Origin of the sequence: Lipingzhangella halophila, from assembly GCF_014203805.1 — a bacterium.
GTDB lineage: Bacteria > Actinomycetota > Actinomycetes > Streptosporangiales > Streptosporangiaceae > Lipingzhangella > Lipingzhangella halophila.
This window is the reverse complement of the sequence record NZ_JACHJT010000001.1, coordinates 2264496-2290853: the sequence shown is the minus strand read 5'-3', so window position 1 is coordinate 2290853 and position 26358 is coordinate 2264496. Positions and strand designations below refer to the sequence as shown.

Genomic DNA, 26358 nt, shown 5'->3' with positions numbered 1-26358 from the left:
CCTGGGCCCGTCACAGCGGGGGACCGCCTCATATCCCCCGCCGACGGTCACCCACCGCCCCCGGGGGCCTTGGCCGCCGCTCGGCTCCCACGCGGTATCTCCATACTCCCACTCCGCCGTTCCGATGTGTATTCCAATGAATGCGGCAAGTGATAGAAGTGACCAGGGCCCCTTCCCTGACTCTCGGTTGCGGCGCCTCTGAACGATGAAGAGGACGTCGCCGTGACGGTCGGCGAGGGAATGGCCCCGAATGATCGCGACGCGTGCCTTTCACACCGCCGACTTCCGTGCGGCACTCGCATGCACGTCGCTCTACCGGGAAGCCCGCCTCACGACGTGGCAGGAGACCAGGGCGAGTCGGCTTCCGGACGAATCGCCGTCGGCATGCGGCACCCGCGGTCCCCCGGCAGCCGCCGCGCCGCCTCCGCTTGGACGGAAGGTGAGCCGCCTCGGCCCGCGTTCAGGCCGCGTCGGGCCGGTTCCCCTGGTCGAGCTGTGCGCGGAGACCGTCCCAGTCCTTGCCGCGCGCCATGGCCCGATACACCGGCAGCGATGTGGTCGTTCGCCGACCGACCGTCATGGTCAGACGTGTGCCGCTGGCATCGAGGCGGGCCTGCGGACGGATCCCGGTCCGCGCCCGTTCGCCCCGCATGATGGGTACACGCAGTTCCGTCGGGGTGAGGATGAAATAGGGCATGCGGACGTAGAAGATCCCGAAGAGCAGGAGAACCAGACCGGGAACGAGCACGGCCGAGCCCGCCTCGCCGTCGACCGTCCCCCAGAGCCAGACGCCGGTGCCGCATACACCGATGCCAAGCGCCAGGAACATGCCGCAGAGCCACCAGGCGAACCGCACTGTCACGCTTTTCTCACCGCTTCCGAGGGGATCTGGCCCTGCCGATCAGGGCCTGCGGGCAGGGCTCGATCCTAGAGGGGATCGGAATCGCGTCGCCACCCGGGCTCCGCTGCAGATGCACGCCCCGCTGACAGCGCGGTCGCCACCGTGACCGCCTCCACCGCCCGGCTCCGCCGGTCTCCTCCACGGCTGAGCGTGCACCCGTCTCCGAGCCGGGGAACCCAGCGGGCGGGGCGACACTGGTGCCTTCGATCACGGTCAGGCCCGCGGCGGCCGGCCTGCGGATCGGTTCGACCTTGGTGGGGGTGTCGATACCATGCGTCTCGGCTTGGAGGCCGGCCCGAAGGCCGACTTCGTAAACCATCACCGATCTAGCGCATCAACCAACGTTCGCCCTGTAGTGCCACGCTATTTGAAGGACGTGGCCGACAGTGGTCATCCGTCACGCTGTCCTCATGGCTGAGCGTGTGCGGGTGCGTGAGCTCGATGACGACGACGGGCAGCGACTGCTGCGGATTGTGCGCCGGGGCACGGGGGCGGTGGTGACCTGGTGGCGGGCCCAGATGGTGTTGTTGTCCGCACAGGGCATGCTGGTCGACAACATCGCGACGGTGACGTTCACTAGCCCGGACCGAGTCCGGGACGTGATGCACAACTTCAACGCCGACGGCTTCGAGGCGCTCTACCCCAAGTACCGGGGCGGGCGCCGCCTGACCCGCACCGCCAGCGTCTGTCTTGGGTCGTCAGGTCCGGGTCGGTGGCGCACTCATCGCTGCCGTAAGGAACGTGATCGCCCATCGCCGGGCCGCTTCGCCCGCCACCGGGGACACGCAGCCAAGGGAGGGCTGCTGGTGGACCTCGAGGCGGTCAACGGCCGTCACGGCAAGGATTCCCCGCATCCGGAACCACAGCTCCTCCGGGGAAAGGCCGGGCAGTACGCGCGCGAAGGCTGCGAGGTAGCGCTCGCGAACCGAGTCCTCGGCTGGGCCGGTCCAGCTGCGTGCCTCCTCGGCCGGGTCGCTGAGGATCGTCACGATCAGCCGGGACGTCCGGGCGCCGCCCTCGTCGCCGGCCGGCATCTCGTCGAACAGCGGCCCCGCGAATGCCTCCACCAGTTCGCTGACCGGTGGGTCGGGGGTCCGGGTGAACAGTTTGTCGAGCCCGGCGCACTGGGCAGCGTTGATGGGCTCGATCACGCGGCGGGCGACTGCGGCCATCAGCTCTGCCTTCGAGCCGAAGTGGTAGCCGACGGCGGCCAGGTTCGTTCCGGCGAGTTTGGTGATCGCGCGGACCGAGGTGCCGCGGTATCCGTGCTCAGCGAAGAGGTGCTCGGCCGCGTCGAGGATCTGGGTGCGGGTTTCTGGGGTCGCCACACGAGGGACTATACATATGTTTGAATAAAACGAACGTATGAGTCAAACGAACGTGTGAAAGAGGGCTCTCATGAAGCTGCTCGTGTACGGCGCCGGGGTTTGCGGCAGCCTGTTCGCCGCCCGCATGCATGAGGCCGGCCACGACGTCTCGCTCCTCGCCCGGGGCGAGCGTCTGACCGCCCTGCGCCGAAACGGCGTGCAGCTCGCCGAGGAAGACGGCCCAGCTGTCAAGCGGGTGCCGGTACCGGTGGTCGAGCACCCGGACAGCGGGTACGACCTGATCACCGTCTTCATCCGCACCCACCAGGTGGATGCGGTGCTGGAATCACTCGCCGGTGTCCAAGGTGACGTGCTGTTCCTGCTCAACTGGGCAGCCGGCCCGGAGGCGCTGAGTGCGGTGATCGGCCACGAGCGGTTGCTGCTCGGCTTCCCCACGACTGGCGGCACGATGGACGGCGACGTGGTCCGCTACCGCAAGAGCAATGTCATCACCCGCCGGGTCGCGGTGCCGATCGGCGAGCCCGACGGCCGTACCACCCCGCGACTGGAACGGATCGTGGAGATGTTCCGTACCGCCGGGTTCAACGCCAAGGCCGAGCCGCAGATGGATGCCTGGCTCAGGACGCACGCCGCGTTTGAGGTCCCACTCGGGCAGGCGGTGCACGCGGCGGGCGGCCCGGTAGTGCTGGCCGACGACCCGGACGCGGTCCGCGGCATGCTCCACCTCATGCGGCAGAACCTCGCCGCGATGGAGACGCCGCCGGTGCCTCGCGCGTTCGCCGCGTTGCGGGCTCTGCCGCAAGGCCTCCTCGTGGCCGTGTTCCGGCGCTTCTTGAAGAGCCCGACGGCCGTGCACAGCGGACTCGACGCCCCCTCGCCTGCCGCGGCGGCCGAACTCAGGCGGCTGGCCGAACAGCTCCGCGCCCCTGCGGGAGGCCGCTAAGCGAGCCAGGACGGCGAAAACCTCACCACGCACACCACCGCCAGTCCCACCGTCCTCGAACCCAGATCCGCTGGCTCCACGGACGGCAACCGCTGACCTCATGACCGTTTCGGTAGCAATGGAACGTCCGGCCTCGGAGTTGGCGTGGCTTTCTCCCCCTTGCGGCCACGTCCTTCAAGTAGCGCGGCACCACAGGGCGAACGTTGGTTGATGCGGCACTAGGCTTGATGCCTCTCCCCCACGTCCCCAGAGGAGCCGTATGGGCATTAAGGACCTAACGGACCGCTCCGCCGTACTGAACGCTCTCGCACGCTACGACGATCAGGGGCGAGACGCCTTCCTTGGCGAAGCCGAGTTCGGAGCAGCCAAGCGCTACTTCCTGCAGCACAACGGGAAACTTTACGAGGCCAAGGCGATCGCCGGCGCCGCCTACCGGATTCAGTTCCCGGACCGAGAGCACCTGGAGTTCAGCGGGGGCAAGGAGCACGCCAACGCCGCGCTTGAAGCGATGGGGTTCACGGTGGTGGACCGTGAAACGTCCACGCTAGAAGAGGAGTTTGCTTGGCGAATCGCCGTCTGGGAACACCTTAAAGCCACGCATGATGACCTCAGGAAGGTTGAGCCAACGGCTCTGCGCGCATTCGGTGCTTACGGCGGAGCCCAAGGCGTTTGGGTCGACACTCAGCGCACGTCTAAGTTCCACGGTGAGGGGGTAACCGTCGGAATCCTCCACCCAGGAGTCGACTATCCAGATGAAGTCTCTGATGAGGGCGTCTTCTACCACTACCCAGTGACGAAGCGTCCTGCTCAACGGGATCGTAGCGAGGTCGCTGCTACTCAGGCCGCCGGAACGCTGCAGCTCCCCATATTCGTCATTACAAAGCCAACCCCAAGTTCGACCGTACGCGCCGTGCAGCTCGGCTGGGTGAGCGGCTGGGACGACGACAGCAAGCAATTCCTTATCGACTACGGCGATCACCCACCAGATGAGCTCATCACTGAAGATCAGTCGGACGAGGAACCTTTCGTGCCCGTGGTTTCACAGCGCACCAAGAAGCACCGTGCTGTGATGGAACGATCCGACCAGAACCGTTTCAAGCTCAAGGTCCTGAAACGCTATGGTTCAAGGTGCCCCCTCTCGGGGGTCACAGTGCCGCAGATGATCGAAGCAGCGCACCTCATCCCGCACGCAAAGAACGGCACTTCCGATCCGCGCAATGGGTTACCCCTCAACGTAGCTTTGCACCGGGCCTTCGACGCAAACCTGTTCGCCATCGATCCGGAGACGCTGGACGTGGTCGTCGCCCGCGATGGCCCATCGATCGCCGACCTAGGCATCATTACACCTCATCTGCACGACTTGGCTCAGCGCCCGCACAGAAAAGCACTGGAATGGCGCTACAACGAATGGAAGCGCCGTGCCGCGCCACCTGAGGAATAGCAACGGCACGGCGCCTCACGACGACTAGGACCTGTTTTGGAAGATAGGGGGCGGGAGGTGGCCACACGCTACGGAAAACTCGGTATTCGCTACGCGGCCACGGTCCAGATCGCCATCATCAATGACTGGCTCCAACTTCCAAAACAGGTCCTAGCCGAAGATGCCATCCATGGCTTCGGCGCCGCCGGTGATAACTGGCCGGATCTGCTTGCGGTAGACCGTCTCGGTGACCGACGTTCCGCTGTGGCCCACCAGTCGGGCGATGTCCTCCAGCCGCACACCGGAGTCCGACATCAGGGAGACGAAGCTGTGCCGCAGCTCCCGCGGCGTCCACTCCCCCATGCGTCGGCCAGTCGCAGCTCCCGCCCGGTCCGGCGCGCATACACAGTCAGCACGCGGCCGGCATACGGGCCGGTCTTCGGCTCTCGTTTCCAGGGCAGGTTCTTCGCTTCGTGGGGATGGCGCTTGCTGATGGGCCACTGCCGGAGCGGGTCCTCGGCGGGATCTGGCAGATTCCGCCGGGCTCGGTGGTCCGTGTGAGCCAGTCGATGTCGACCTCGAAGACCCACCGCTCCCAGTCGGGGAAACCCTGAATGCGTACGCACGGCGTGCCGGGCGGCCCGTCGGGGGCGGGCGGACACGCTCGGCGTACCAGCCGAGGCCATGAGCGTTTCTGGTGAAAACCATGAAAACGCCGATTGTGTCGGGCATGATGGTCGCCACTCTCCCCCTACCCCCTTCTGTGTTGTGAGGCATGTGGTGCCTGCTCGTAACTTCTCAGGTCAGTTCTCCGACTGGCCCGACACCGTGATCCTCCTCATTATTTTGACCTTGTTGCTGGCCATGCTCAGCCCTTAACCCCGCCAGGCCACCGACGATGCGACGATCGCGACGGTAGCGCCTCAGCGTAGACATCGGAGCACGTTGGGAACTGACGCGGAATCTCCCCACGATCCACGAGGAATGCTGTGGCCACCGTCTTGACCGGCAGGTCCGCCATGTGTGAGGGAAGCCGCCCCACCTACAAGATCCCAGACGAACACAAGGAGGCCATTACCGCCGAAACAACGAACGAACTGGGTAGAGGATCGTATTTCATCGGGCTGTATTTGGCCTCCGTTCCTAAACAAGACCGCCTGCGAAAGCATCGGCTGGTGGCTACCGTGTCGTTGACGAGTCGGTGGTCTTGACGCAGCGAAGGATCGGCGGTGCCTCGCGTGACGGGGGCGTCGCCCAGTTCGTATTGACAACCCGCGTGGCGCTAAGAGGCTTTCTTTCGTGGTCGATCTACATGGTCACCAGCCCGGCCTCGTCATCGGGCGCTTCCCAACCCCCAGTGGGCCACCGCACACGTCACCCCGACCTCATGACCGCTGAACGGGCCCCGGCACGCCGGCCGCGTCACTTGACCATGTGGAAGCGCGGATGAGCCATCCAGGCGGCGAGAGCGTCGGCGTCCAGAATGTGGGTGAGGGTCAGCCGCCCGCGAGGCGTCTCACGGGGACACTGGTAGACCGCACCGGGCAGGTGCCGGGCGTTCTCCCGGACACGGGAGTCGCCGCCTTCCGCGATGTCGAGCTTGCCTCCGAGGTGAACGAGCGCGTCGAAGTACCGCGCCAGCGAGACCGCCGACGCCGCGAGGACGCGGTGGTCGGGTTCGCCGTTGCTCATCATGGCTAGCGAGACGACGCTTGCCGGGTGGTGGCCGAGGAGATCGGCCAGCAGCCCGTTCTCGTCCAGGAAGACGTCGCACGACTCATCCCACGGCTGCCCCTCGATGATGCAGGCACGCCCGTACGTTTCGAGGGGCAGACCAAGTGCCTCCGGGTCGCGCAGGGTCCACTCGTGGGGTGGTGTGTCGCCGACGCGGTACCAGAATCGGTCCCGCCACGTCTCCAGCGAGTCGGCCACGTGATGATCCCACTCTTGGCGCAGCAGCAGCGTCGTCGTGGGTCCCATTCGTTCACCCCCACGTGGTGCGGAACGGTTCGCTGAATTCTTCGGCGAGGCCGGCCACTGGGGCCCATATGTGCTCGCTCTATCGCCCCGCTGCCCGGGAGCGGATCCGCATCGTACTCGTCGAGCGAGCGCGGGCCACCTGATCCGCCGAATGCGCAGGACGTGTCGCAGACGGCCCCATACCACCTCGTCGTAACGCGGTCGTTCCTGACCTGAGGACACGGCGCCAGGCGCAGTTCGATGAGCTCTCGTCCGCAGTTGGGGCTGGCATCACCCCCGAACTGCAGAATCCGTGACTGGTGCCGCCCATCATGCCGGCACCGTCCCAACGGAAGGGGACTCCCGACATGTCTCATTCCCCCAGCCGCCGCGCCGTGCTCGGTGCCGGGCTGGCGACCGGCGTGGCGGCCGCGGCGGGTGTGGCCCTCTCCCGTTCCTCGGACGCCACGGAGGCCACTCCCCGCGGCCCGGTCCTGATCGGTCACCCCGAGAACCAGCGGCTGCACGTGATGACCTTCAACATCCGCACCCCCGTCGACGGCTCCCCGCACACATGGGAGGAGCGCCGGCCCCGGATCACACGTCTGCTGCGTCGGGAACGGCCCACCGTGGTGGGCCTGCAGGAGTCAATGTTTCACCAAGGGCAGGACATCCTGGCCGAGCTGGACGGCTACGACTGGATCCACCTGCTCCCCGAAGGGATCAGCGAGGTCGGTGCCACCGTCGTGTGCTACGAGACCGCGCGGCTACGGCCGGTGGGCTACGACCATCTGTGGCTCTCCGACACCCCGCGGCAGATCGGCTCAGCGAGCTGGGGCAACGAGTTGGTCCGGATGCTCACCTGGGTGCGCTTCACCGACCTGCACACCGAGCGCGAGTTCGTCGTGGTCAACAACAACTTCGACCACCAGTCAAAGAACTCCCGCGAGCGCAGCGCCGAGATGCTCGTGGACCTACTACCGGAGTTCGACGTGCCGGTGCTCGTCATCGGCGATTTCAATGCCGAGACCGACGAGCAGCCGTACCGGACCCTTGTCGAGGACGGCGACCTACACGACTCCTGGCCCGCCGCCGACGAGCGGCTGACCAAGGAGTACGGCACCTTCAACGGCTGGGACCCCGAGCCGGACACCGGCGCCCGACGCATCGACTGGATCCTGACCACCCCCGACGTCCACGTGGAGAAGGTCGGGATCAACACCGAGACCGACAAGGGCCTACCGCCCTCGGACCACTGGGCGGTGCAGGCGCTGCTACACCTGGCCTGACACGCCTCGACGCGTCTTCCCGCGCCGTGCGGCGCAAGCAGAAGACGCCCGCCCGGCGGAAACAAGTTCACAGGGCCCCGCCGCAGGCGCGGCAGCCATGTCGTCAGCTCGGGCTCGCCAGCTCCAGCAGCGCCTCCACTCCCTCCTCCAACACCTCGCCGATCCTCCGCCCACCGCGAGTTCCCGGAGCGGGGCACCGACCCGGCGGGACGACGGCGCATCATGGACTACGTCCAGGAGTGGCTACCCGGGCTCGATCCCGATCCGGTCGCCCACGCGGCCTGCCTGTACACGGCTACTGCCGACGAGGACTTCATCCTCGACCGCGTCGGTCCCGCCGTCGTCGCCTCACCCTGCTCCGGTCACGGGGCGAAGACAGCACACCGGAGAAGGCCGAACTGGGCCCTCAGGCGGCTGCCTTCCTGTCAGCCCGACCCCCCAAACCTGCGGGCCAGGCGCACATACCGTTCCTGTGGCCATGCCTCGTCGGGCGCGTGCCAGGACACCGGTGTCGTCGGTGTGGTGGCCGCAAGGCGCTTCACGAGGTCGTCTGCCAGGTGTGCCCGTCCGGTGTCCCGCAGGTGCTGGGCGTAGCGAGCCGGGTCGTTGTAGTAGGTCGGCCCCGTCTGCAGTGTCGTCAGCATTGGGTCCGGCAGCGCCCCGGGCGACCCGGCGTGCCGGTGCCACCACTCGCTGAGATGACTGCGCATCCGGGCAGCCAGGTCCGGTTTCTCGTGCAGCAGGTCGCGGGTCAGGTGCGGGTCGGCCGTGACGTCGAAGAGCTGCTCCCACTCCGCCCGGAAGGCGCCGGGGTGGTAGGTACGCATGTAGAGGTGGTCGCGGGTGCGGACCGCACGCTGGTAGGTGTGTGCACCATGTCCGAACACCAGATACTCACGCGAGCCGATGGTCTCGCCGCGGATTGCGGCAGCGAACGACTCCCCTTGCCAGCCGTCGGGGACCGGTAGGCCGAGAAGGTCACACAGAGTTGGCGCGAGGTCGATGTTGTACAGCAGGCTGTCACAGCGCCGCGCCCCCTCCGGCAGGTCATCCGTGACGCCGGGCCAGTAGATCACCAGCGGCAGCCGGTGTGTGGGCTCGTTGGCCAGGCCGTGCTCGGCGTACGAACCGTTCTCCCCGAAGGACTCGCCATGGTCCGCGCTGACAATGATGGCGGTGTCGTCGGCGATCCCCAGCTCTGCCAGTTCCGCCAGCAGCTGGCCGAGATGGTGGTCCCAGTACATGATCGCACCGTCGAAGCCATTGGTCAGGTGCTCGAAGTCGGCCCGGCTTCTGATCGCGTCCGGCATGTTGTGCGGCACCGCGGCACCTCAGCGGCGTGCTGCCTGATCACAGCACCGACCGGAACGTCAGGCGCGCCATGCGTTGCGGACCCGCAGATGGTTAGCACGCAGGTTTGATCTTCTACTGGGTGGTTTCGGGGTGGGTGCGAGGAACGCGGTGACGTCGGCGGGGGTGCGGAAACGCGCGGTTGGCGCGGGCACGCCGCGACCGCGTTGGCCCAGGAGCGGACAGGCCTCGGCGACCGGTGTAGCCGGACACCGCTGAGCACTATCGCGGACGCGCGCCTCAGAAGATCGTGGAGACGGCCTCAGCGCACCAGCGCCGCGGTCCTCAGGTCGACGCGCCCGAGACCGCCGTAGCGACGGGGCACAGCAAGCCCTTGGTAAGGGAGGACACCTCCCGGTGGGCATCAGCTCTGTCTTGAGCAAAGAAGTTGGCAGGGTGGAGGTTGCGGCGGTTGCCCTGGCGGCTCGAAGTGTGCGGGTGGCCCGAGGAGCAGTCGTCTCTGGGGCTACTGCCGCCACGCAGGCGGGAAGCACGGGTCTGGCAAGGGCTGTACCGGGCCTACAGGGGGATCTCTCAATCCGCGGGCGCAGGAAGCGCGGTGTCGCGGAGCCTGGCCGCTGAACGGACGAGTGATGCGATCGCCTGGGAGCGGCTGGTTGGCGGCCAGGCGATCACCGTGGTGACTTTCGGCGCGTCGACGACGGGCACCGCCACGTGTTCTGGCCACTGCCAGGCACGGCTGGAGGCGGGGATGACGAGCAGCGTTTTGCCGAGCGCCACGAGCTGAGCGAGCTGCGACTGGGTGCGCACCTCCGGTCCGGGCCCGTCCGGGTAGGACCCGTCGAGCCGGGGCCATCGAGCGATCGGAAGGTCCGGCACGTTCTGGACCTCCGCCAGCGTGAGCTGATCGCGTGACGCGAGCGGATGGCCCGCGGGAAGGATCGCGACCTGGCCTTCGACGCAGAGGTTCTCGGTGTCGAACCCGGCGAGGTCGTCAAACGGGCGATGCATGAGTGCCACGTCGGCTTGCCCGCCGCGAAGCAGCCCTGCCTGCTCGCCGACCTCGCACAGGAGCACCTCGACCGGTGCCGCACCGGGATCGCTCGCAAGCGCGTCGAGGAGCCGTCGCAGCAGTTCGTGGGACGCCCCGGCCTTTGTCGCGAGCACCAGCGACTGCTTCGCGTCCCCGGCACGCCGCGTCCGGCGCGCAGCGGCCGCGACCCCATCGAGGGCCGCTCTGGCCTCCCGAAGTAGCACCATGCCGGCATCCGTGAGCGCCACGCCACGGCGGTCCCGGTCGAAGAGCTGGACGCCGAGCCGCTGCTCAAGTCGGCGGATCGCACGTGAAAGCGGCGGTTGTTCCATCCCGAGCCGACCGGCAGCGCGACCGAAGTGCAGTTCCTCGGCGACGGCGACGAAGTAGCGGAGCTCGCGGGTTTCGAGATCGTCCACGGGCGGAGCCTACCGCCTGATACCCGGCGAGTATCACAGCGGGCTGAATCGGTCTTGGACGGCGAACGCGCGGCACGCCCAGTATGGATCGCGTGAACGACACGAGAATCGCGCTGGTTACCGGCGCGAACAAAGGAATCGGTTTCGCTATCGCACAGGGCCTTGGGGCGATCGGCTTCACGGTCGCGGTGGGAGCGCGTGAGGAGGCCAGGCGCGAGAAGGCCGTCGAGCGTCTGCGTGCCGCAGACGTCGACGCGTTCGGGGTCGCCATCGACGTCACCTCCGACGACAGCGTCGCCGCGGCAGCGGCGACCATGGAGCGGACGGCAGGACGGCTCGACGTGCTCGTCAACAACGCGGGCATTGGCGGCCAAACCGACGGTGGCGCGCAAGATCCGACGACGCTCGACCTTGACGTCGTCCGCACCGTCCTCGAAACGAACGTGTTCGGGGTCGTCCGGGTGACGAACGCGATGCTCCCGCTGCTCCACCGCGCAGGCTCGCCGCGCATCGTCAACATGTCGAGCAACATGGGCTCACTGACACTGCAGACCGGCCCGATCCTGGCCGCGTACGCACCGTCGAAGTCGATGCTCAACAGCGTCACGGCGCAGTACGCCCGCCGACTCGCCGACACGAACGTCATCGTGAACGCCGGCTGTCCCGGCTACGTCGCGACCGACTTCACCGGCTTCAACGCGCCGCGGACGCCCGAGCAGGGTGCCGCGATCGCGATCCGGCTCGCCACCCTGCCGGATGACGGGCCGCGCGGCGGCTTCTTCGACGACGAGGGGGTCGTCCCCTGGTAACCCGGACGGACGGGAGCGCGACGGCACCAGACCGCCCCGTCCCTCCCGTCCGTCACTGAGCCATTCTCCGTAGCGGCCTTCCCGTCGCGGACAGTCAGCGGCGTACTTCGCCGCGGTCGCCTCGATCACGTCCACTCGCGGTGTTGGCCACGGCCCTTTCGCCGGTAGTACCTCCAAAGCGCGCGTACCGCGGCTGTGGCGGGCCAAGTGACGGCGATTGGTCCGCTCAGTGACCCCAACCAGGCAGGTAAACCTCGATACGGGCAGGCCCGGCTCCCTTCCCGGGGCCTCGAGGCCCCGGGGAGGGACCGGTGACGATCCCGGCACCGCTCCAGACCCGAGCGCGGTGCTGCCGCCCGCCCCGTGCTGGGCGCGTCGGCCGCCTCGACCACACGCAGGCGAGGGCGGACCTCGAAGTTGGACGCGGGCACGCCTTCGTCCTCGGCCTGAGCAGGTGCCTCCGACCCAGCCGGCTCGGCCTCGGCTGTGCGCTTGCGGCTGTTTCGGTCACACGGTCGCGGAGTCTTCGGCGCGGGCCGGGCGCACGAGCGAGGCCGTCTCGTCCTCGCCGACCGGATCCGGATGGAGTTCCACGGCCTTATCCGCCTCGAAGAGCTCCCCCTCCCCTGCCCCGCCATTCGACTTCCGCACCCGCGGAAGAACCCGGCCCTGGGGCCTGTCCCGTGATCATGTGACCGGACAGTCAGTCCCTGAGGGGTGGGGGCGGCACGGTCCGGAGAAGCTGCGAACGTGCGCGGATGCTAGCTTCCTCTCCCGTGAGGGAGCACCAGGACGAGACCAGGGCGGCCTATGACGGGGTCGTCGAGCTGTATGCGTCGATGTTCGCTGATCGGCTGCAGACGCAGCCTTTTTCGCGGAACATGATCAGCACCTTCGCCGAGCTGGTGCGCGGGACGGGGAACCCGCGGGCAGCCGACGTCGGGTGCGGGCCTGGACATCTGACGGCCATGCTGCACGACCTGGGGCTGGACGCCTTCGGGCTCGACCTCTCCCCAGCCATGGTCGACCACGCCCGTCGGGCCCATCCGGCGCTGCGGTTTGACGAGGCGCGGATGGAGGCCCTGCCGGTCGAGGACGGCGCGCTCGGCGGCGTGCTGGCCCACTACTCGATGATCCATACCCCGCCTGGGGAATTGCCCGCGCTGCTCGCCGAGCAGGTACGTGTCCTGGCACCAGAGGGCCTGCTCCTGGTCTCGTTCTTCGCGACCGAGGGACCGGAGCCGGTCCGCTTCGACCACAAGGTGTCGCCCGCCTATAGCTGGCCGGTGGACCGGTTCGCCGAGTTGCTGGCCGGGGCCGGGCTCGTCACGTTCGCCCGGCTGCTCCACGATCCGGCCTCCGAGCGGGGCTTCCTCGACGCCCACTTGCTGGGCTGCCGGTAGAGCCAACGCGACGCCTCCGGTGGCCGGTCTTCTTGGTCGTTGGCTCATCTACCGGAGGCTTCACGTGTCCGGGGCCGAGATCACCGAACGCGGTGAGCCGGACATCGCGCCCAACGTGTTCCGGGCAGCGGGACGCCGGGGTCCCGCGCCAGGGCTTGCAGCTGGGTGAGGTGGCAGACCTCCGCCGCGGTTGTGACCGCACCGTGCCGGCCCACAGCACGGAGGACCATGAGACGGCGGTCGATCATGTACGAAATTTACAAGGTCACCTGCAATTTTCTGAGATAGACCTGAACGGTCCAGCTCCCTCATTCTGAAACTGCAACCCGGCTCGGCAGGTTCCAGCAAGCGGGGGACGTCGATGAAGCACTTTCCAGCGATCGTCATCGGCTGCGGTGGCCTCGGCTCCGCAGCGTTGTACCGGCTCTCGCGCAGACTCGGCCCCGGAGTGCTCGGCATCGAGCAGTTCCGGCTCGGTCACGAGCGCGGCGCCTCCCAGGACCACTCCCGCATCATCCGGCTCGCCCAGCATCAGCGCCCGTACGCGGAACTGGCACACGCCGCCTACACCTCGTGGCGCGAGGTCGAGGAGGCCGCTGGGCAGCAGCTCGTCACCACCACCGGTGGGCTGGTAATCGAGGACTCGGAACAACGCAAGGGCAGGGACACCGGCACCCGCAACATCGAGGGCTACGTGCAGCTCTTCGCGGAGTTCGGTGTCGACTACGAGCTCCTGGAGCCCGCGGAGGTCATGCAGCGCTGGCCGCAGTTCCGGCTCACCGGCGGCGAACGCGCCCTGTACCAGCGGGACTCCGGCATCGTGGACGCGCGGAAGGCCAACGCCGTTCACGCGGCACTCGCCCGCGGCCACGGCGCCCATATCGCCGAGAACACCCCGGTCCGGTCCGTACGCCCGACGCCCGCCGGAGTCGAGGTGCACACCGACGACGAGACCTACCTGGCCGATCGGGTGGTGGTGGCCGGCGACGCTTGGACCAACCGGTTGCTCGCCGGCTGCGGGGTCCAGCTGCCGCTGACGGTCACCCAGGAGCAGGTGACCTACTACGCCACGGCCAACCTGCGGGAGTTCGCCCCGGAGAACTTCCCGGTCTTCATGTGGCACGGCGAGCACAACTTCTACGGCTTCCCCGTCTACGGCGAGGTAGCGACCAAGCTGGGCCAGCACATGGGCGGCCACGAGGTCACCGCCGACACCAGGACCTTCGAACCCGACCCGCAGCGCCGCGAGCGGTACCTGGCCTTCCTGCATCAGCACATCCCCGGATTCGTCGGGCCGGAGCTCTATACGAAGACCTGCCTCTACACCATCCCGCCTGATCAGAACTTCGTACTCGACGCCCTCCCCAGCGACCCGAGGGTCGTGGTCGCGGTCGGGGCGGGCCACGCCTACAAATTCGCCGCGCTGATCGGCACGAGCCTCGCGGAACTCGCCCTCGACGGCGTCTCCTCGTACCCCATCGACGCGTTCTCCCTCACCCGTCCGGCCCTCACCGACCGGACGTTCGAGAAGGCACTCCACGTTTGAGCTCGACCCGGAGAAGGGAGCGGGACATGAGCACCACCGACGGCGCCGGCACCTACGGCGCGCCGCCCCCGCGGCCGACCGCCGCAGAGGTCTTCACCGACGAACGGACATACCGGAGCTCACGGGTTCCGGTGGACTTCGCCACCACCCTCATCCCCGCGGCCTACACGTCTCAGGAGTTCTTCGACATCGAGCGCGAGCGGGTCTTCGCCACCAGCTGGATCGCCGTTGGCACCACCTGCCAGGTCGAGACGCCCGGCCAGGTGATCCTCGCTGACGTGGCCGGACGTTCGCTCATCGTTACCCGCAACAACCAGGGCGAACTGCGCGCGTTCCACAATTTCTGCCGTCACCGGGCCACCAAGCTGCTCGACGGCGTCTGCACCGTTGGGCGGACCAGGAGAATCCGCTGCCCGTACCACAGCTGGACCTACGATCTGGACGGCAACTGCCTGGGCACACCACTGTTCGAAGGCTCGGACATCCCGGAGGACCAGCAGGGCGTGTTCGACATGTCGGATGTCAAGGGCTTCGACAAGGCCGACTACGGGCTGCTCCCGGTGCGCGTGGACTCCTGGGGCTTCCTCGTCTTCGTCAACCTCGACCCGCAGGCCGCACCGCTGAGCCACCAGCTCGGCGATCTACCCGAGCGGCTGGCCGAGCACCAGCTCCCCCAGTGGCGTGCCAGGCGCAGACAGCGCTACGACGTGGCAGCCAACTACAAGCTCATCGGCGAGAACTTCATGGAGTACTACCACCTGCCGTGGGTGCATCCGGAACTCATCAAGGTGTCCCGCCTCGCGGACCACTACCGCTGGCAGGGCCCCGGAATGTACACCGGAATGTGCACCTCCCCGATATCCCGCGACACTGAGGCGGGAGGGTGGGGAGGGCTGCCCCCGATGGAAGGGCTCAGTGCGGAGAACGCCAACGCGGGCCGCTTCGTCTGGCTGTTCCCGAACACCGCGCTCGTCGTCCTGCCCAACCACGCCTTCGCCCTGTTCAGCCGCCCTGAAGGACCCGGCCGCACCGTCGAGGAGGCGGTCATCGTCACCCATCCCGACTCCGTGCGCGGCGATGACGCGGACGAAGGACTGGACCAGCTCGAACACTTCTGGGACCTGGTGAACCGGCAGGACCTGGAGATTGTCGAACGCGTCCAGCAAGGCATCGCGAACCCGGCCTACCCGGGCGGCCGCATGTGCTACCGCTTCGAGGAGCCGCTGCACCGCTTCCAGAACATGATCATCGACCGGATGATCGGCATCGACCGTGTACCCGCGGGCGACGAGGAGACGATGACACCGATGTTCGTGACCGGCCATGAGTGAGCGCGGTGAGCTCCCGCGCGGCGAGCTGTTCCTCGACGGGCAGTGGACTCCGGCCCGCTCCCGCTCCACCTTCGAGACCCTCGACCCCGCGACCGAGGAAACCCTCACCCGTGTGGCACGCGGCGGCCCGGAGGACGTGGACGAAGCCGTCCGGGCGGCGCGGGCCGCCTTCGAAGGGCCCTGCCGCCGCATGACGCCGGTGGACCGGGCCCGGCTGCTCACCCGGGCCGCGCGGACCCTGGAGTCCCGTGCCGAGGAGTTCGCCCGCCTGGAGACGCGGGACACGGGCAAACCGCGCACGCTCTCCCGGAGTGAGATCCACGGCTGCGTACGGTACTTCGACTACTACGCCGGAGCCGCGGACAAGATCCAGGGAGAGACGGTGCCCCTCGGGCCGGACTATCTGGACTACACCGTCCGCGAACCGGTCGGTGTGACCGCACACATCACGCCGTGGAACGCACCGCTGTCCATGGTCTGCCGGAGCCTGGCCCCGGCGCTGGCCGCCGGCAACACCGCCGTGGTCAAACCCGCCGAGCAGGCCCCGCTGACCGCGCTGGTACTCGCCGATGTCCTCCAACAGGCCGGCTGGCCCGCCGGCACGTACAACGTCGTCACAGGCTTCGGTGGCGAGGCGGGGGCGGCCCTCAGCGGCCATCCCGGCATCGACTCGCTGACCTTCACCGGTTCGGTGCCCACCGGCCGGACCGTGCTGCAGGCGGCCGGTGAACACATCACCCCGGTGATACTCGAACTGGGCGGCAAGTCCCCGCAGATCGTGTTCGAGGACGCCGACCTCGACCGCGCGGCCGAAGAGATCGCCAAGGGCATCTACACCAACGCCGGACAGTACTGCGACGCGGGCTCCCGCCTACTCGTCCACACCTCCGTACGCGAACCGCTGCTGGAACGGCTGACGGCACGGACGAAACAACTCCGCGTCGGCCCCGGCATGGACGACCCCGACATGGGGCCGCTCATCTCGGCGGCACAGCGCGACCGCGTACTCGACTACATCGAAGCGGGGAGGTCCGCGGGAGCACACGTCGTGACCGGGACGGCGGACTTCCCGACGGGCTACTTCGTCGCCCCCACCCTCCTGGACGGGGTGCGACCGGACATGCGGGTGGCGCGGGAGGAGATCTTCGGACCGGTGCTGGCCGTGCTGACCTTCGGCAGTGAGGAGGAGGCCGCCGAACTCGCCAACGCCACCGAGTACGGCCTGGCGGCAGGAATCCACACCCGCGATGTGGACCGTGCACTGTGCTTCGCACGGGACGTGGGGGCGGGCTACGTCATGGTCAACGAGTACTTCTCGGGCGGCGTGGAAAGCCCCTTCGGCGGCTCCAAGCACAGCGGCTACGGGCGCGAGCGGGGCCTCGCCGCGCTGGACAACTACACCCGACTCAGAAACGTCGTCCTGCGCATCCAGAAGGGATGATCGTGCGGAACCCGCGCGATCCCGGCCACGCCGCACCGCGGCGGTGGCCTCCCGGGTCTCGGGGTGTTGGGCGAGATGCCGGTGGACGTCCAGGCAGGCGGGCCAGGCGCCTTCGACCGCGATCAGCGAGGAGCCCTTCTCCCGCACCAGCCGCTCGGTGACCGCCGCCCGCCACCGGTAGAACTCCGATGCCCCGGTCCCGTGCGGTCCCACGTCCGCGGGGCTCGGGGCACACCGCTGATCAAGCCCCGGATGATGTTCGGTTCATCCCCACGTCCGAGGGCTGACTCCCTCTACGGCCAGGCCGAGCAGTCGGTGCGCCTCCGCGGTGGGGTCCGGGTGGCGTTCGGTGGCCAGTGTGATACCCGTGACCAGCGTGAGCAGGCCGGCGGCGGTCACGCCCGGCGCCACCGCGCCGGCCCGCGCGGCGCGCCGCACCAGCGGGTCGGCCGCCCCGGCGAGCTTCGCGGCGCGGGCACGGGCCTTCGCGCCGCGTTGGGAGATGTGGGGGCGCCATGGACTCTCCCGGGTCTCGGGCTCCCTCCCCTTTGGTTGGCAGCGTGGGAGCTGGCCAGGAAATCAGGCGCCTGCGACATCCGGGGGTGGCACACCAGGACGGCCTGAGCACCCACCCGTCACCGCCCGGTGCCACGGTCACCCGCTGGCGGGGATTATGGGCCAGTTGGGGTCGACGACCGCCTCGGGGCTGGTGCTGCGCCGCAGGTACGCCTGCAACGAGGCGGCCTGCTCGGCGCGCCACCGCACCTGGGCGGCGTGCAGCTCGTCGATATCCATGGCGGCCAGGTCCTCGTGGGCCTCGGCCAGGCGCCAGGCCAGCCGGGCGGCGGCCAGCGCGTCCGCGCGGCACCCGTGCGCCTGCTCGTCGAGGGCGATTCCGTAGTGGCCGCAGACGTCACCGAGCTTGCGGGACCCCTTGCGGAAACGGTCCACCTGCCGGTCCAGCACCATCGGGTCGACGACGCGCAGTCCCCCGGTGAAGTCCGCGCTCTGGTGGTAGCGGACGAGCTCGCGGTCCAACAGGGTGAGGTCGTAGGCGGCGTTGAACACCACAACCGGCACGGCCCGCTCGACCAGGTAGTTCAGCTCGGCGGCGATCTCGGTGACGGCCTCGCGTGCGGGCTTGCCGTGCGTTTTCGCGTACTCGGTGGTGATGCCGTGCACCGCACTGGCGTCCCCCGGGATGTCGATGCCGGGGTCGGCCAGCCATTCGGTGCAGGACGTGGCCCCGCTGGTCGCGTCGATGCGCCACACGGCGGCGGTCACCACCCGGTCGGTGTCCACGTCGAGCCCAGTGGTCTCGATATCGAACGCGGCCAGGCGGCCCTGGTGCCAGGAATCAGGCATGCCGGCTCTCCTCGGATCGCGGGGCGGCAGGGGAATCACATGGACATGCACCGTACCGGGCCGCGACGACACGATCAGTGGCGCTCACTGTATGGGGCCCACGCGTGAGCCCCAGACGGTGAGCGCCGCGAAATCCTCCTCGCTCATGCCCACGGCAGGATCGACGTGGTGCAGAAGTGCCGGGCCCCGGTGGTGTTCTGCCACGAACTCCCGGTCGGCATCGGCGATCTCGTCGTCGACCCAGGCGAAGGGGCGGCCGGCGGCGTAGTCGACGAGGCACGCCGTCTTGAAGTAGACGCCGCCGTACTCGGGGGTGGTCTCGGGCCACTCCACGAACGGCAGTTCGGGCAGACCGATCCTAGGCGCGATGCTGATGTTCGCGTCGTACTCCCAGGTGGTGGCCCACACCAGCTCGAAGGGCAGGGCCAGGAGGGCCGCACCGTGGCTGCGGCGCAGCATGACATCGAACTCCAGGCGGTGCCTGCGGTACCCGGCCCGGTACAAGGCGCGTCGGGGGCCAGCGTAGGGATTGAGAGGCCCGTCCACGTCGAGGAACAGCAAGGGCCGGGCGGATGTGCCACCGTCGTGGTTGCAGCGCATCAGGTTCCTCCTGGGATTGAGTTCGCTACTCAAGAGCCAAGGTGCTTTGTGCCGGGCCAAGGCCCACATTCGCTGCGCGGCCGGGGTCCTCGTCCGGGCAACGGCGCGCCACTGGTGTACTCCAGGTAGCGCGAACCGAGCCGGGCGATGGCCCAGGCCTCCCCCACTTCTGCAGGTTGGCACAGCTGGCCCTCGGCGGGAACCGTCCCACCGCCCGGCGGAGGGCGCGTTCTGCTCGACCATCCTGCTCCTTGCGGCCACCTGCCCGTGCCTGACGTGTCGGGCTCCGCGGCGATGAGCACCGGGGATCTGCTCCGCCCCCGCGAGCCGACGGCGTCCTAGCCGACTGCGCGGCTCTGGGCGGGAACCCGCGTGGCCTGCCACACGGCGACAACGACGAGGGCACAGCCGACGAATTGGGTGACGGTGGGGCGTTCGCCGAGGAACACCAGACCGAGCGCCACGGCCAGCACCGGCTGCAGCAGGAGCACGGCGGCCCCGACGTTCGGTGACAGTACGGGCAGCGCGGCGGAGGCCAGCAGCCAGGCCAGCACTTGGCCGAGCAGCGCCAGCAGGACCATCCACCCCCACTCCTGCCAGCTCAGTGCGAGGTTGATTCCGGTCCACGCCACACCGAGCAGGCCAGCGGCGAGGGTCGCGGTGGCGGTCGAGGTGCACACCGGGGTGACGATGTGCGCACCGCCGCCCCCGAGGCGGAGGAGAAACAGATACCCCGCGAAGGCCATCCCGGCCGCCACCCCGAAGCCGACCCCGGCGACCGGGTTGCTGCCCGGTTCGGCGTTGCCCAGCGCGCCGCCGGCGAGCGCCACCCCGAACAGCATGACCGGAGCGGCGAACAGGAACCTGCGGGTCAACGGCGTGCGGGTGACACACCAGGCGAGCAGCGGAAACACCACTACCTGAATGTTGATCAGGACCGCGGCGATGCCCGCGCCCACAAAATGGACACTGGCGGCCCAGAAGACGTAGTCCACTCCGAGCAGCACCCCGGCTGCGGCGTCGGTGAGGTGCAACCGCCAGGGCCGAGGACCGGCCCGACGACGCTCGGCCACCGCCATCGGAACCAGCACCACCAGCGCCAGCGCGCAGCGCAGGAACGCCGCGGTACCCGCGTTCGCGCCGGCCAGCTTGACGAACGCACCAGAGGACGAGGTGCACGCCGCAGACCCCACGAGCCGCATTACCGCGCTGATTGCCATGGCCTCCACTTTGCGTGCCCTGACCCGGTAGGAAAAGCGACTATTTATGCTGGATATCCGGTAGATTCACTAACATGTTTGGAGTGGATCGGCTTCGGGCGCTGGCGGCCGTGGCTCAGCACGGCTCGATCGCGCGGGCGGCGCGGATGCTGCACGTGACCCCTTCCGGTGTGTCACAGCAGCTAGCGAAGCTGGAGCGGGAGGCGGGGCACCCGCTGTTGGAACCGGACGGGCGCACCGTGCGCCTCACGCACGCCGGGCGGCTACTGGCCGACCACGCGGCCCGCGTGCTCACGCAGGTCGCCGCGGCCGAGGCGGACCTGGCCGACCTGCACCGGGAGGTGGTGGGGCCGCTGCGGATCGGCGCGGTGGGTAGCGCCATCCGCGAGCTTCTCCCCGAGGCGCTGGCGGAACTCGCGCACACCCACCCCCGGCTGTCCCCCACCGTCCGCGACGGCGAGGGGGTGCACCTGGTTCCCGAGCTGCGCCAGGACCGTCTGGACCTGCTGGTGATCGAGAGTTGGAGCAACCGCCCCATGTTCCTGCCGGAAGGACTTTCCCAGCGGTCGTTGCTCAGCGAGGAGGTCCGGGTCGCGCTGAGCGAGCGGCATCCGCTGGCCGACTGGGAAGAGGTCACCCTTCCGGAGCTGGCGGACAACCGGTGGACGAGCTGCGCCCCGGGCACCGAGCCCTACGAGGCGCTGGTGCAGGCGCTGCGCAGCTGCGGCATCGAGCCGGAGGTGCCCTACACGCTGGCCGAGTACCCCAGCCAGCTCGCGCTCGTCACCGCTGGTCTGGCCGCCGCCCTGGTACCGGCGATGGCGCAGCGTCCAGCCCCACCGGGGGTGCGGTTCGTGCGGCTGCGTCCGGAGCTGCGGCGCGAGGTACGCGCGGTGTGGCGCACCGACGCGACCAGCCCGCCAGTGCGGGCGTGCATCGAAACCCTGGGCGTGCGGTGAGCGCAGGCGGTGGTGCGGGGTTGCCCGCCTGGCGCCGTAGCGGGGCGCCGGGCCAGACTACGGGCACGCGCAGGAGCCCCGTTGCGAGCGGCCCCGGCCAGGACACCAGTGGCAGCGTGCGAGCCAGCCATCAAAAGGGGGGCCTCCAAACACAAAAAGACCCTGAGGCCGAACACCTTGGGGCCGGGGCAAGAACTGGGCCGGCACTTCCCGCTCAGCGAAGGCACCGGAAACCGGAAGGCCGACGCGCCGCCTGCCAGTTCGGGAGAGCGAGCGCGAGCGACATCTCCACGCCGCGTGACACATCCGGCCCAGGTCGTGGCAATTCCTCGGCCTGCCACGGTGGCGGGGCGGACAGATCGCGCAACATTTCCTCTGCGCCGGTGCTGACTCCCCCGCAAGTGCGGGCTACCGGTCGCCGGGCGTCCCCCCAACGGCCCAGCGCCGTCGGCACTAGACTGCTGTGCCATGCAGGAGACGCGCCTCGACACTGCTCGGATCCGGGCGGCTCGCCGGGTAATCGACCCGGTTTTTCTCGACACTCCGCTGTACCGCTGCGAGGCGCTGGAGCCCGACCTCGGGTGCACGGTGAGCATCAAGCTCGAAACGGCCAACCCCATCCGCAGCTTCAAGGCCCGCGGCACCGAGATAGTCGCGAGCCAGCTCGCCGACAACGGCTCGACAGCCGTGGTGTGCGCCAGCGCGGGCAACCTCGGCCAAGCCCTGGCGTGGTCCGGTCGCGCCCGAGAGCTCGACGTCACCGTCGTGGCATCCCGCGCTGCGCCCGCGGCCAAGCTTGAGCGCATCCGCGCATTGGACGCCACCTTGGAGCTGGTGGACGGCGACTTCGACATGGCTCGCGAGCGGGCGGCGGCCATGGCGCGCGACAACGACATCCGGCTGGTCGAAGACAGCCTGGACATCGAGACCTGCGAGGGCGCGGCGACCATCGGCCTGGAACTGCTGGACACCGCGCCATCGTTCGATGCCGTCCTGATCGCTCTGGGCGGCGGGGCACTGGCCACCGGTGTGGGCCATGTGGTGAAGACCTGGGCACCCGACGTCGAGGTGATCGGCATCCAGCCGCTGGGCGCACCGGCGATGGCACGCTCCTGGCGCCAACGGCGCGTCGTCACCACCGAGGCGACCAACACCATCGCTGACGGTGTCGCCGGCCGGCTTCCCATCCCGGCCGTCCTGGACGACCTCCTCCTGGTCGCCGACGACACCGTGCTGGTCCAGGAAGCGTCGATCACCGCCGGAATGCGGATACTCCACGACCACGCCGGCCTCGTCGTCGAACCCTCGGCCGCACTCGGCATCGCCGCGATCCTCGAAAACCGTGACCGCTTCGCCGGCCGACACGTAGCCACCATCGTGTGCGGCAGCAACGTCGACCTGGACGCCTACCACCGCTGGGTCGATCCGGCTCCCAACCGCAGATCCTGACAATTGCTCTCAAGACCAACACCTCGCCCAAGTACCACATCACTGGGCGGGGGTATCTATCACGTCCCGCGGATACTCCGCTGAGCCAGAACATCGTCCTGCTTGCCATGAACCAGAACGCCGTTGCCCTGTCACTGGGGTCCGGGACCGTGTTGACCAACCCCTTCCGAACGATGTCACCCGGGGCGTCGCGGTATAGGACCGCTTCGACACCATGTGGCTATGGGCGGCACTGAGCGCTTCGCCTCCGCGGCGGTCTCCACGCGTCAACGCCGAGCCTCTTCCGACACGGTCGCGATGGCGGCGACCACATCGAGTTGCGCATCGCCCTGCGCGGCCTGCTGAACCGCTTCCCGGCACTGCGGCTCGCGGTCCCGCCGGGGAGGTCCCCTGCGCGAGGAGGCGGCGGTGTTCGGCCTGCGCCGCCTGCCCGTGAGCTGGGAGGTGAGCCTGTGAGGACCCGCGTCGACCGCGAGCGGTGCATGGGGGGTGCGTCCTGACCGCGCCCGACCACTTCACCCAGGACGAGGACGACGGCCTCGTCCTGCCGTTGGGCTCCGGGGAGCGCTGATGGTGGCCGTAGCACTGCCGCCCCCATGCGTTCAGGGGCCCGCACCGAGCATCCGTAGCGCGAGATCGGCATAAGAGTCGGCGAGTGTCTCGGGCGAGTCCGCGCCTTCGAGGCTGTACCACCGCACCAGATCGATACCGAGCGAGACGATGGCGCGCACGGAGCGGTCGATGTCCGACACGTCGAAGACACCTTCCCGCACCCCCCGGGTGACCGCCGAGCGCAGTACGGCGGTGAACCGCTGTCGCAGCTCCAGGACCACGGCATGGTGTTCGGGCTCCAGGGCGGCGAGCTCGTACTGGCACACCCGGGCCATCGTGTGGTGGCGCGCGTGCCAGGCCACGAGCTCGGCGACCAGCCGTCCGACGTATCCCCCCGTATCGCCATCGTCGGGTTGCGACCGGAGCGCCTCAAGAGCCCGTTCGTGACCCGTCCGAACGATCTCGAAGAGGACGTCTTCCTTCGAGGGGAAGTGCACGTACAGCGCGCCAGGGCTCAGGCCGATGGCTGCCGTGATGTCGCGGGTGGTGGTGGCGTGGAAACCTTTGCGACTGAAACACAGCACAGCCGACGTGAGTATCGCGCGGGCCGCCTCTGAGGCGTCCTCGCTCCACAGGTCCCCGGCCGCCGACCCTGCCGCCAGATCCGCCGGCACCGCCACCGACCTGCTGGGGCCACCGCGGCGCTTCCGCTTCGCAACCATGCGGCCCCCTTACTCCGGGCCACGCCGCGCCGGCGGCTCCCAGCCGAAGGCGGCCGGAGCCGAACCGGAGACTATCCGACGAACATGTCTTGACACCGATCCAATCTAAGGTAACTATGCGCTTAGTTACAAACGCCGACATGCAATGAGCAGCACGGGCAAGTCCACATCGGAACGGGCCGCTCGGGTTATGCCCGAGGCCGGGGGTCTCCAGCGGTGCGGTGAATACCGCGTACGTCGGTAGCGGTGCGGCACCAATGCCCTGGACGCGCTGCACCGCTAACGAATATCGAGGTGAGAAACCGCCATGGAACCTCAGCCGTCGAGCAGGGATGTCACGGTGGTACTGGACGGCTACTCCTATCTGGAGTGCCCGCGGTGGCGAGACGGCCGGCTATGGGTTTCGGACTTCTATACCAACCAGGTCGTGGCGACCGACGGTCGCGGCGACACCGAGGTGGTGGCCGAGGTGCCGGGCCAGCCGTCCGGATTGGGCTTCCTGCCCGACGGGCGTGCGCTCATCGTGTCGATGCGGGATCACCGCATCCTGGTGCGCGACGGCTCGGGACGGCTGACCGTGCACGCGGATCTTTCCGGTGCCGTGCCCGGCATGCTCAACGACATGGTCGTGGACGACCTGGGACGCGCCTACGTGGGCAATTTCGGTTTCGATCTGATGGGCGGGGGCGCGCTGCGCTACACCACGCTCACCCGGGTCGACCCCGAGGGCGCGGTTACAACGGTGGCCGAGGACCTGGGCTTCCCCAACGGCATGGTGATCCTGCCCGGAAGAGTTCTGGTCGTCGCCGAGACCTTCGCCGGGCGGCTGACCGCCTTCGACATCAACGAGGAGGGCGGCCTGGACAACCGGCGCGTATGGGCGCGGTTCGGCACACCACCCCAGACCGATGATGTCGGCCAGGTTGTGAAACACCTTCAGGTCGGCCCCGATGGCATCTGCGCGGACGCCGACGGCGCCATCTGGGTGGCCGACGCCCTGCACGCCCGCGTTATCCGCGTCCGGGAGGGCGGCGAGATCCTGGACGAGGTTCCTACCGGAACGGGGGTCTTCGCCTGCATGCTTGGTGGCGACGACGGCCGAACCCTGTTCCTGTGCACGGCTCCCTCCTTCGCCGAGCACGAGCGCCGCCCGGCCCGAGAGGCCGAGTTGCGGGCGGTCCGCGTCGAGGTTCCGCACGCCGGCCTGCCGTAACGCCTGCGCCGCCCGAGCCCGACCGGCCATTTTCGATGGAGGAACCCCATGGACATCGCCTGCGCCTTCCCAACAGCCCTGGATTCCCCGGACAACATCGCCACAGCCGAACGCCTGGGATACACCCGCGCGTGGGTTTACGACACCCCGCAGCAGAGTCCCGACGTGTGGATGACCCTTGCGCTGGCCGCCCAACGAACCGAGAGGATCGGACTCGGCCCGGGGGTCCTGGTGCCCAGCCTGCGCCACCCGATGACCAATGCCGCCGCGACCGCCACCCTCACCGCGCTCGCTCCCGGACGCGTCTCGGTCGCCTTCGGCACCGGGTTCACCGGCCGTCGCGCCATGGGATACGGGGGGATCAGCTGGTCCTACATGGACTCCTACGTCCGCGCCTACCGCGGCCTGCTGCGCGGCGAGACCGTGGAGTGGGAGGGCAAGCAGATGCGGATGCTCCACCCGAACGGGCACGCCCCCGCCCGGCCCGTTGACGTTCCCATCCTGATCAGCGCGCTCGGCCCCAAAGGCAACAAGGTGGCCAGCGAACTCGCCGACGGGCTCTTTGCCACCCTGCGACTGCCCGATTCCATGCGGAACTACTCGTGGGCCTCGTACCTCGCCTGGGGCACCGTGCTGGACGAGGGGGAAGCCCCGGACTCCGACCATGCCCGTACCGCCGGCGGCCCAGGCTGGGCGCTTGCTTACCACAGCGCATACGAGTTCGGAGGCCCAGACGCCGTGCGTGAACTTCCCGGCGGAGCGGAGTGGCTGGACATCGTCGACAGGACTTCCAGCGAGCGGCGGCACCTCGCCGTGCACTCGGGACACTGTGTCGAGCTGAACGAAGCCGACCAAGCGGCCTGGGACGCGGGGGGCTACTCGGTGCTCAAGGACGTGACGATCAGCGGTACCCGCGACGAGGTCCGGCGCAACGTGGACGGCCTCGCCTCCCGCGGCGTCACCGAAATCGTGTTCCAGCCCTGCGGCCCCGACATCCGGTCCGAACTCGAAAGGTTCCTCGACGCGGTCCGCTCCTGACTGACCGGGCCACCCGCTGGAACCTGCTCCGAGACGGCGGGTGCCTCCGGTATCCGGAGACACCCGCCGGGCCCGGCTACCACGGCCGGCAGCGGCCTGCCGCCGCT

24 protein-coding genes and 2 pseudogenes are annotated in these 26358 nt (G+C 68.7%); 13 read left to right on the top strand and 13 right to left on the bottom strand.

What is annotated here, in order from left to right; all coding sequences use genetic code 11:
- Positions 1 to 460 precede the first annotated feature (460 nt).
- The gene (locus F4561_RS10275; protein WP_184577241.1) at positions 461 to 862 is read right to left on the bottom strand and encodes a hypothetical protein; all 402 of its coding nucleotides are present in this window, start codon (positions 860 to 862) and stop codon (positions 461 to 463) included.
- A gap of 449 nt (positions 863 to 1311) precedes the next feature.
- Here F4561_RS10275 and F4561_RS33920 point away from each other — a divergent pair.
- Positions 1312 to 1509, top strand: a pseudogene (locus F4561_RS33920) (hypothetical protein); the annotation flags it as partial.
- 90 nt (positions 1510 to 1599) lie between these two features.
- On the opposite strand, the gene F4561_RS32465 reads toward F4561_RS33920, so the two are convergent.
- Positions 1600 to 2229 (bottom strand): TetR/AcrR family transcriptional regulator, encoded by a 630-nt coding sequence (locus tag F4561_RS32465; protein ID WP_184577238.1) that lies wholly within the window; start codon positions 2227 to 2229, stop codon positions 1600 to 1602.
- Between the two features lie 70 nt (positions 2230 to 2299).
- Here F4561_RS32465 and F4561_RS10260 point away from each other — a divergent pair, with 70 nt between their 5' ends.
- Positions 2300 to 3172 (top strand): ketopantoate reductase family protein, encoded by an 873-nt coding sequence (locus tag F4561_RS10260; RefSeq protein ID WP_184577234.1) that lies wholly within the window; start codon positions 2300 to 2302, stop codon positions 3170 to 3172.
- Positions 3173 to 3431: 259 nt separating this feature from the next.
- Positions 3432 to 4613, top strand: coding sequence for an HNH endonuclease (locus F4561_RS10255; protein WP_221445441.1), 1182 nt, complete (start codon positions 3432 to 3434; stop codon positions 4611 to 4613).
- Positions 4614 to 4763: 150 nt separating this feature from the next.
- Here F4561_RS10255 and F4561_RS10250 read toward each other — a convergent pair whose 3' ends face one another.
- Entirely contained in the window at positions 4764 to 4955 is a 192-nt protein-coding gene (locus tag F4561_RS10250) for a site-specific integrase (RefSeq protein WP_221446338.1), read from the bottom strand.
- A gap of 1059 nt (positions 4956 to 6014) precedes the next feature.
- Positions 6015 to 6572 carry a DUF6368 family protein gene (locus F4561_RS10245; RefSeq protein ID WP_184577231.1) on the bottom strand — a complete coding sequence of 186 codons (558 nt, stop codon included), beginning with the start codon at positions 6570 to 6572 and terminating at the stop codon, positions 6015 to 6017.
- A 347-nt stretch (positions 6573 to 6919) separates the two neighbouring features.
- On the opposite strand from F4561_RS10245, the gene F4561_RS10240 reads away from it, so the two are divergent.
- Positions 6920 to 7840 carry an endonuclease/exonuclease/phosphatase family protein gene (locus F4561_RS10240; RefSeq protein WP_184577228.1) on the top strand — a complete coding sequence of 307 codons (921 nt, stop codon included), beginning with the start codon at positions 6920 to 6922 and terminating at the stop codon, positions 7838 to 7840.
- A gap of 425 nt (positions 7841 to 8265) precedes the next feature.
- On the opposite strand, the gene F4561_RS10235 is transcribed toward F4561_RS10240, so the two are convergent.
- Positions 8266 to 9162 (bottom strand): sulfatase family protein, encoded by an 897-nt coding sequence (locus tag F4561_RS10235; RefSeq protein WP_221445440.1) that lies wholly within the window; start codon positions 9160 to 9162, stop codon positions 8266 to 8268.
- 562 nt (positions 9163 to 9724) lie between these two features.
- Complete coding sequence (locus F4561_RS10230; RefSeq protein ID WP_184577225.1) at positions 9725 to 10603, bottom strand: LysR family transcriptional regulator; 879 nt, start codon at positions 10601 to 10603, stop codon at positions 9725 to 9727.
- A gap of 83 nt (positions 10604 to 10686) precedes the next feature.
- On the opposite strand from F4561_RS10230, the gene F4561_RS10225 reads away from it, so the two are divergent.
- Positions 10687 to 11412, top strand: a complete 726-nt coding sequence (locus F4561_RS10225; protein WP_184577222.1) for an SDR family oxidoreductase — start codon at positions 10687 to 10689, stop codon at positions 11410 to 11412.
- Between the two features lie 507 nt (positions 11413 to 11919).
- Here the strand turns inward: F4561_RS10225 and F4561_RS10220 are convergent.
- A complete protein-coding gene (locus tag F4561_RS10220) occupies positions 11920 to 12063 on the bottom strand; it encodes a hypothetical protein (RefSeq protein ID WP_184577219.1) in 144 nt (47 codons plus the stop codon).
- A 125-nt stretch (positions 12064 to 12188) separates the two neighbouring features.
- Between F4561_RS10220 and F4561_RS10215 the strand changes: the two genes are divergently transcribed.
- From F4561_RS10215 to F4561_RS10200, 4 genes are all read left to right on the top strand, one after another.
- Complete coding sequence (locus F4561_RS10215; protein ID WP_184577217.1) at positions 12189 to 12815, top strand: class I SAM-dependent methyltransferase; 627 nt, start codon at positions 12189 to 12191, stop codon at positions 12813 to 12815.
- Positions 12816 to 13176: 361 nt separating this feature from the next.
- The gene (solA, locus tag F4561_RS10210; protein ID WP_184577213.1) at positions 13177 to 14361 is read left to right on the top strand and encodes an N-methyl-L-tryptophan oxidase; all 1185 of its coding nucleotides are present in this window, start codon (positions 13177 to 13179) and stop codon (positions 14359 to 14361) included.
- 26 nt (positions 14362 to 14387) lie between these two features.
- Positions 14388 to 15692, top strand: coding sequence for an aromatic ring-hydroxylating oxygenase subunit alpha (locus F4561_RS10205; RefSeq protein WP_184577210.1), 1305 nt, complete (start codon positions 14388 to 14390; stop codon positions 15690 to 15692).
- Positions 15685 to 17133: an aldehyde dehydrogenase family protein gene (locus F4561_RS10200; protein ID WP_184577207.1), complete on the top strand. Its 1449-nt coding sequence runs from the start codon at positions 15685 to 15687 to the stop codon at positions 17131 to 17133. Before F4561_RS10205 ends, F4561_RS10200 begins: the two co-directional genes overlap by 8 nt.
- A gap of 264 nt (positions 17134 to 17397) precedes the next feature.
- Here the strand turns inward: F4561_RS10200 and F4561_RS33915 are convergent, their stop codons facing one another.
- The 4 genes from F4561_RS33915 to F4561_RS10185 all read right to left on the bottom strand — a co-directional run bounded on the left by F4561_RS33915 (position 17398) and on the right by F4561_RS10185 (position 20318).
- The gene (locus tag F4561_RS33915; protein ID WP_376773692.1) at positions 17398 to 17637 is read right to left on the bottom strand and encodes an SbtR family transcriptional regulator; all 240 of its coding nucleotides are present in this window, start codon (positions 17635 to 17637) and stop codon (positions 17398 to 17400) included.
- Between the two features lie 150 nt (positions 17638 to 17787).
- The gene (locus F4561_RS10195) at positions 17788 to 18498 is read right to left on the bottom strand and encodes an exonuclease domain-containing protein (protein ID WP_184577204.1); all 711 of its coding nucleotides are present in this window, start codon (positions 18496 to 18498) and stop codon (positions 17788 to 17790) included.
- Between the two features lie 84 nt (positions 18499 to 18582).
- Positions 18583 to 19098, bottom strand: coding sequence for an HAD domain-containing protein (locus F4561_RS10190; protein WP_184577201.1), 516 nt, complete (start codon positions 19096 to 19098; stop codon positions 18583 to 18585).
- A gap of 338 nt (positions 19099 to 19436) precedes the next feature.
- Positions 19437 to 20318: a DMT family transporter gene (locus tag F4561_RS10185; RefSeq protein WP_221445438.1), complete on the bottom strand. Its 882-nt coding sequence runs from the start codon at positions 20316 to 20318 to the stop codon at positions 19437 to 19439.
- Positions 20319 to 20392: 74 nt separating this feature from the next.
- On the opposite strand from F4561_RS10185, the gene F4561_RS10180 reads away from it, so the two are divergent.
- Both F4561_RS10180 and F4561_RS10175 read left to right on the top strand, forming a co-directional pair.
- Positions 20393 to 21277: a LysR family transcriptional regulator gene (locus F4561_RS10180; protein ID WP_184577198.1), complete on the top strand. Its 885-nt coding sequence runs from the start codon at positions 20393 to 20395 to the stop codon at positions 21275 to 21277.
- 468 nt (positions 21278 to 21745) lie between these two features.
- Positions 21746 to 22726 carry a threonine ammonia-lyase gene (locus F4561_RS10175; RefSeq protein ID WP_184577195.1) on the top strand — a complete coding sequence of 327 codons (981 nt, stop codon included), beginning with the start codon at positions 21746 to 21748 and terminating at the stop codon, positions 22724 to 22726.
- Between the two features lie 28 nt (positions 22727 to 22754).
- On the opposite strand, the pseudogene F4561_RS33215 reads toward F4561_RS10175, so the two are convergent.
- Both F4561_RS33215 and F4561_RS10170 read right to left on the bottom strand, forming a co-directional pair.
- Positions 22755 to 22919, bottom strand: a pseudogene (locus tag F4561_RS33215) (DUF6463 family protein); the annotation flags it as partial.
- A 409-nt stretch (positions 22920 to 23328) separates the two neighbouring features.
- On the bottom strand, positions 23329 to 24000 hold the full coding sequence (locus F4561_RS10170; RefSeq protein ID WP_184577191.1) for a TetR/AcrR family transcriptional regulator: 672 nt from the start codon (positions 23998 to 24000) through the stop codon (positions 23329 to 23331).
- Between the two features lie 307 nt (positions 24001 to 24307).
- Between F4561_RS10170 and F4561_RS10165 the strand changes: the two genes are divergently transcribed.
- Together F4561_RS10165 and F4561_RS10160 are read left to right on the top strand one after the other, a co-directional pair.
- Positions 24308 to 25213, top strand: a complete 906-nt coding sequence (locus F4561_RS10165) for an SMP-30/gluconolactonase/LRE family protein (RefSeq protein WP_184577188.1) — start codon at positions 24308 to 24310, stop codon at positions 25211 to 25213.
- 48 nt (positions 25214 to 25261) lie between these two features.
- Positions 25262 to 26251 (top strand): LLM class flavin-dependent oxidoreductase, encoded by a 990-nt coding sequence (locus tag F4561_RS10160; protein ID WP_184577185.1) that lies wholly within the window; start codon positions 25262 to 25264, stop codon positions 26249 to 26251.
- Positions 26252 to 26358: the final 107 nt, after the last annotated feature.